This is a genomic window from Streptomyces sp. NPDC002537, from assembly GCF_053594975.1.
The window spans coordinates 215,088-221,196 of record NZ_JBSFWT010000002.1; the positions used below are offsets into that span (position 1 = coordinate 215,088).

A 6,109-nucleotide genomic window follows, 5' to 3' on the forward strand; every position below is an offset into this window, starting at 1 on the left:
AGGAGCGATAAGGGTCAAGCGCTACGCGCCAGTCGCACTGCCCGCGACCCACGCGTTCCAGTCCATGTTCCAGCCGTTGAGGCCGTTGTCCGGAGCGATGGTCTTGTCGTTGGAGTTCTTGACCTCGACGACGTCGCCGATCTGGGAGTTGGCGAAGAACCAGGCACCGGACGTGGACGGGTCGTCCGCGCCCTGCTTGTCCTCCAGGCCGACGCAGCCGTGGCTGGTGTTGGCCGTGCCGAAGATGCCGCTGCCCCAGTAGTTGCCGTGGATGAACGTGCCCGACGTGGACAGACGCATGGCGTGCGGCACGTCCTTGATGTCGTACTCGCCCTTGCCGTCGCCCTTGGTGAAGCCGACGGTGGAGCCGTCCATCCGGGTCTCCTTGAACTTCTCGGAGATCACCATCTTGCCGTTGTACGTGGGGTTCTCGGGGCTGCCCGCCGAGATCGGGATGGTCTTGAAGGGCTTGCCGTCCCGGACGACCGTCATCTCGTGGGTCTTCACGTCGACCGTGGAGACCTGCGAGTGGCCGATCTTGAAGGAGACCGTCTTCTTCTGGACGCCCTTGATGCCCGGTGCGCCCTCGACGCCGTCGAGGTCGAGCTTCAGGGTGACGTCGGAATTGGCCTTCCAGTAATCCTGCGGGCGGAAGTCGATGCGCTGGTCACCGAACCAGTGGCCGACGACCTTCTGGCCGCTGCTGGAGTTGACGGTGATGCCCGACTGGACGGCCTTGCGGTCCTTGATCGGCTTGTCGAAGTTGATCGACACGGGCATGCCGACACCGACGGTCGTGCCGTCCTCCGGGGTGAAGGAGCCGATGAAGCTGTTGGTGGGCGAGACGGTGGCGAAGGAGGAGTTCTCCGTGGCCTTGCGGCCCTCGGAGTCCTTGGCCTCGACGACGACCTTGTACTTGGTGGAGCGTTCGAGCTGCTTGGCGGGCATCCACGATTTCTTGTCGGGCGATATCGTGCCCTCGACCGGGGTGCCCTTGTCGGTCGTCATCTTGACGCTGACCAGCTCGCCGTCAGTGACGGTGACCTTGGCGGCGTCGGTGGTGATCCCGGCGTTGGTCGAGCCGTCCTTCTGCGCGATCTTGATCTGCGCCTTGGATGCCTCCTTGGCAGCGGCGGCGTCGACCTTGTTCTGGGCCTTGCCGTTGTTGCTGCCGGAACCGCCCTTGCTGTCGTCGTCGCCACCGCCACAGGCGGCGAGGGTCAGCACACCACCGAGCACAGCGGCCGCGGCCACCAGGGCCTTGCGGCGCTTGCCGTCCGTCATCACACGCTTCTCCATTGCTCCTGGACCCCGAAATCCCCGAGCCGAATCGTGGGGCACCCACGCATCCCGGCTACTGCTTGGGAACGCATGGACCGTTTCGCCCGTTCCACCCCGCTGAGAAATGTGGGGAAGACCACGCCAGTAAAGCCCCTCGGAGGGCCGACATAATAGCCGGGGTCTTGGTATGACCGTGATGTCCATGATGCAGACGAGGCGGCGGCCGCGACCAGAGTCAACGGGCCCTTGACATCGCCGCGGACCGTCCGGGCCCCCGCCCGCGCTCCCCACGGCTTCCCCCCGGCCCGCTCGTATCACTAACATCGAGTCAGTTGAGGTCCCGCGGCGGTGCCGCGGCCCCCAATCTCCGCACTCCGAGGGGGATTCGATCCGTGACCGCCGCCGCGCGCCGACCGCTGTTGACCGCCGTCGCCGCCGCAGTGCTGTTGTGCGCCGGGTGGTTCGTCCCCAGTGCGCGAGCCGACGACGCTGCCGCGCGGGAGCCCGGTACGGAGTCGGCCAGGCTGGCCGACAGCGGCAGCGTGGACACGACCCCGTACGTCTGCGGGGGCATCGCGTTCGTCGCCGCGGGCGGGGCGCTGGTGACGGCGTCGATACGGCGGTCACGTACGGCGGCAAGGTAAACATCAATCGCCGGACGGGCTGGATTTCACGGACCGTGGCAGCGAAACCGCGGCCCGCAGATGCAAGGCCACGGCCGGCAAACCAGCCCGTCCGGCGATTGAGGACGCGGCCGCAGGCCGCCCCCGCCGCAGGCGGCGAACGACCCGCACCCGTAAGAGGCCCGGGGCTCCCTACGCCAGCGGCCCCGTCACCGGTTCGACCGCCGCGACCACACCGCCGCCACGGACGAACGACTCCGCCGCCGCCAAGTCCGGTGCCAGGAAGCGGTCTCCGCCCGGACCCTCGACGCCCGCCGCCCGTACGGCCTTGAGCACCGCCTGGGAGGCGGGTGCGGGCGTCAGGCCGGTGCGCAGCTCGATCGCCCGCGTGGCGGCGACCAGTTCGACGGCGATGACGCGCGCGAGCGCGTCGACGGCCGTGCGCAGCTTGCGCGCCGCCGACCAGCCCATCGAGACATGGTCCTCCTGCATCGCGGAGGACGGGATCGAGTCCACGGACGCGGGCACGGCGAGCCGCTTCATCTCGCTGACCAGGGCGGCCTGCGTGTACTGGGCGATCATCAGCCCGGAGTCGACGCCCGCGTCCCCGGCCAGGAAGGCCGGCAGGCCGTGCGAACGGTTCTTGTCCAGCAGCCGGTCCGTGCGGCGCTCGGCGATCGACGCCAGGTCGGCGGCGGCGATGGCGAGGAAGTCCAGGACGTACGCGACGGGCGCGCCATGGAAGTTGCCGTTGGACTCGACCCGGCCGTCGGGCAGGACGACGGGGTTGTCGACGGCGGCGGCCAGCTCGCGGTCGGCGACCAGTCTGGCGTGCGCGAGGGTGTCCCGGCCCGCGCCCGCGACCTGCGGGGCGCAGCGGATGGAGTACGCGTCCTGGACGCGCGGCGCGTCGTCCTGGTGGTGCCCGGTCAGCCCCGAACCGGCCAGCACGCGCAGCATGTTGTCGGCGCTGGAGCCCTGGCCCGGGTGCGGGCGGATGGCGTGCAGCTCGGGCGCGAGGACCTTCTCGGAGCCCAGCAGGGCCTCCAGGGAGAGCGCGGCGGTGACGTCGGCGGAGGTGATCAGCCGGGCGAGGTCCGCGCAGGTCATGACCAGCATGCCCAGCATGCCGTCGGTGCCGTTGAGGAGCGCCAGGCCCTCCTTCTCGCGCAGTTCGACCGGCTCGATGCCGTGCGCGGCGAGCAGTTCGCCGGCCGGGCGCAGCACCCCGTCGGGGCCCTCCGCCTCGCCCTCGCCCATGAGGGTGAGCGCGCAGTGGGAGAGCGGCGCGAGGTCGCCGGAGCAGCCGAGGGAGCCGTACTCGTGCACGACCGGGGTGATGCCCGCGTTGAGTATCGCGGCCATCGTCTCGACGACGAGGGGGCGGACGCCGGTGCGGCCCGAGGCGAGGGTCTTCAGCCGCAGGAACATCAGCGCACGGACGACCTCGCGCTCGACGCGCGGGCCCATGCCCGCCGCGTGGGAGCGCACGATGTTGCGCTGGAGCTGGGCGCGCAGGTCGGGGCTGATGTGGCGGACGGCGAGGGCACCGAAGCCGGTGGAGACGCCGTAGACGGGGTCGGGCTTGGCGGCGAGGTCGTCGATGACCTGCCGGGAGGCGGCGACGGCGGCCAGCGCCTGCTCGGACACCACGACGCGCGCGCCGTCCCGCGCCACGGCGATCACGTCGTCCGCGGTCGTCCCGGCCGTTCCCACCACCACAGTGTGCTGCATATCCATATTCAGGCACCCTAGAGACTGAATCGCGACCTGTCACTAGGTGGCGAAACACGCCTTTCTGCCAGGTCCAACGCGAACGGGCGCGCCGGGCATACCGCCGGGCGCACCGGAGGCGCGGCGCGGAGCCCCGGCCACAGCCTCATCGCCGCCGCCCCCGGAAGCGGCGCCGCTCCGCGGGGACGGGCGCGGGCGGGTGGTCCGCGAGCTCGACCACCCGGTCGCCGAGACCGTCGCGCCCGGCGACCACCGGCCTCGGGGCGAGCGCCGCCTTCGCCCGGTACTGCGCCGCGTCCGCCAGCCGGAACAGCCGCCGGGCCGACCGTACGGGCCCGATCGGGTCGCCCGTCGAGGCCACCCCGCACGCGACGCCCTCGCCCAGCTCCAACTCGGCCGCCCGGCGGCACAGTTCACCGGCGACGCGCACCACCTCGTCCGCCGCCGGACCGACCGTCAGCAGACAGAACTCGTCGCCGCCCAGCCGCGCCGCCAGGGTCCCCGGGAGCATCGCCCCGCACAGGGACAGCACCGAGCCGAACCGTTCCAGCAGCCGGTCCCCCACCGCGTGCCCCAGCGTGTCGTTGACCCGCTTCAGGCCGTTGAGATCGCACACGACGAGGCTGACGACGACGCCCTCCGCCAGGTGCCGTTCCACGGCCTCGTCGAGCCGGGCGTCGACCGCGCGGCGGTTGCCGAGACCGGTCAGGGGGTCGGTGAAGGCGAGCCGACGGACCTCCTCCAGCCGTTCGGTCTGGGCGATCCCGGCCGCCGCCACGGCCGCCAGCACGGTCGCGAAGTCCGCGTCCGTACGGTCGAAGGGAGGCGAACCGGGCGGCCGGGCCACGTACAGCTCGCCCCAGGCCCGCCCATGCAGCACGATCGGGGCGACCACACAGCAGCCCCGCCCGCGCCGCCGCAGCGCCGCGACCCGCTCCCAGCTGCCCCCGGGGGTCGCCCCCAGGTGCCGGTACGAGCCCTCCAGACCGTACGCGCCGGACTCCTCCCCCTCGCCGTTCGCGCACTCCACCCAGGCCCGCGGGCCGGAGCCGCCGCCGGCCCACTCCTCGTGCAGGAACTCCGCGATCTCGGGGAAGTCGTGCACCGGGTACGACTCGTCGTCCGGGAACCGCTCCTCCCCCTCGGCGAGCTCGCCCGCGTTCACCAGCACCCGCAGCCGCCCGTGCCCGCGCTCCCACGTCGAAATGGCGGCGAACGTGCCCCCCAGTGCGATCCTGGCCCGCTCGGCGGCCGCGCCCACGGACTCCAGCGGGGACAGCGTCGCCGCCATCGCCTGCGCCAGCTCCACCACGGCGCCCAGCCGAACGTCGCACTCCCCGCCTTGTGCCACCCGTGCCTCACATCCCGTCGCCGTGCGCAGATCCTGCACCCAGCGTAAGAATGTTGTGCACATTCCGCGTCACGACCGGATTACGGACTTCCGGTTATGCCGTGACGGGACGGCGTCACTCGCCCGGCCAGTCCGGCGTCCGCTTCTCGTTGAACGCCGCCACACCCTCCGCGCGGTCGGCGGAGAAGGCGACCGTACGCCACGCCGCGTCCTCCACCTCCAGGCCCGTCCGCAGGTCGAGGCCGTGCCCCAGCCGCAGCGCACGCTTCGCGGCGCGCAGCCCCACCGGGGAGTTCGCCGCCATGCGGGCGGCCAAGGCAAGCGCCTCCGTACGGTCCTCGCCCTCCGCGACGAGCTGGTCCACCAGGCCCAGCTCCCGGGCCTCCGCGGCCGCCACCCGCCGCGCAGTGAAGATCAGTTCCGCCGCCCGCGCGGCACCGACGCGGCGCGGCAGCAGCTGGGTGCCGCCACCACCGGGGATCACCCCGACCGACACCTCCGGCAGACCCACCACGGCCGTGGCGTCCGCCACGATCACATCGCAGGACAGCGCCAGCTCGAACCCGCCGCCCAGCGCGAAGCCGTGCACCGCCGCGACGGTCGGCATCGGCAGCTCCAGCACGCCGGTGTAGCAGGCACGGGCGTACGGGCGTTGCCGCCCGAGGTCGGCGTCGGAGAAGGAGTTGCGCTCCTTGAGATCGGCGCCGACGCAGAACGCGCGCTCGTGGGTGGAGGTCAGGACGACGACCCGCACGGACGTGTCGGCCGCGAGGGCGGCCGTGGCCTCCGCTATACGGCGGGCCATCTCCGAGGAGACGGCGTTCATGGCCTTGGGGCGGTCCAGTACCAGCTCGGCGACATGGTGGTCATGTCGCCGAACAGCCACCCACTCACCGAAGCGCTGCTCTTCCACCGGGGCCTCCCGAAGACGTTGGTTAACGACCGTGAACCTGCCGCCCCGATCCTCGCATGCCCACCCACTGCGCGACACTGTCGCCGCCTGCGGCGGGAGCGGCCTGCGGCCGCGTCCTCAAACGCCGGACGGGCTGAATATGCCGGCTACGGTCCGCACAATTCAGCCCGTCCGGCGTTTGAGGACACCACGCTTCGCGCGGTGTCC

The 6,109-nt window shown here is 71.8% G+C and carries 5 protein-coding genes; 1 reads left to right on the plus strand and 4 read right to left on the minus strand.

Annotated elements, in window-relative coordinates; genetic code table 11:
- Positions 1-21: 21 nt before the first annotated feature.
- The gene (locus ACWD4A_RS01690) at positions 22-1,299 is read right to left on the minus strand and encodes a L,D-transpeptidase (RefSeq protein WP_451187935.1); all 1,278 of its coding nucleotides are present in this window, start codon (positions 1,297-1,299) and stop codon (positions 22-24) included.
- A gap of 374 nt (positions 1,300-1,673) precedes the next feature.
- On the opposite strand from ACWD4A_RS01690, the gene ACWD4A_RS01695 reads away from it, so the two are divergent.
- Positions 1,674-1,925 carry a hypothetical protein gene (locus ACWD4A_RS01695; RefSeq protein WP_451187938.1) on the plus strand — a complete coding sequence of 84 codons (252 nt, stop codon included), beginning with the start codon at positions 1,674-1,676 and terminating at the stop codon, positions 1,923-1,925.
- 171 nt (positions 1,926-2,096) lie between these two features.
- Here the strand turns inward: ACWD4A_RS01695 and hutH are convergent, their stop codons facing one another.
- The 3 genes from hutH to ACWD4A_RS01710 form a co-directional block, all read right to left on the minus strand.
- Positions 2,097-3,644: a histidine ammonia-lyase gene (hutH, locus tag ACWD4A_RS01700; RefSeq protein ID WP_451187941.1), complete on the minus strand. Its 1,548-nt coding sequence runs from the start codon at positions 3,642-3,644 to the stop codon at positions 2,097-2,099.
- 139 nt (positions 3,645-3,783) lie between these two features.
- Positions 3,784-4,929 carry a diguanylate cyclase domain-containing protein gene (locus ACWD4A_RS01705; protein WP_451187988.1) on the minus strand — a complete coding sequence of 382 codons (1,146 nt, stop codon included), beginning with the start codon at positions 4,927-4,929 and terminating at the stop codon, positions 3,784-3,786.
- Between the two features lie 175 nt (positions 4,930-5,104).
- Positions 5,105-5,902 carry an enoyl-CoA hydratase/isomerase family protein gene (locus tag ACWD4A_RS01710; protein WP_451187944.1) on the minus strand — a complete coding sequence of 266 codons (798 nt, stop codon included), beginning with the start codon at positions 5,900-5,902 and terminating at the stop codon, positions 5,105-5,107.
- Between the last annotated feature and the right edge of the window lie 207 nt (positions 5,903-6,109).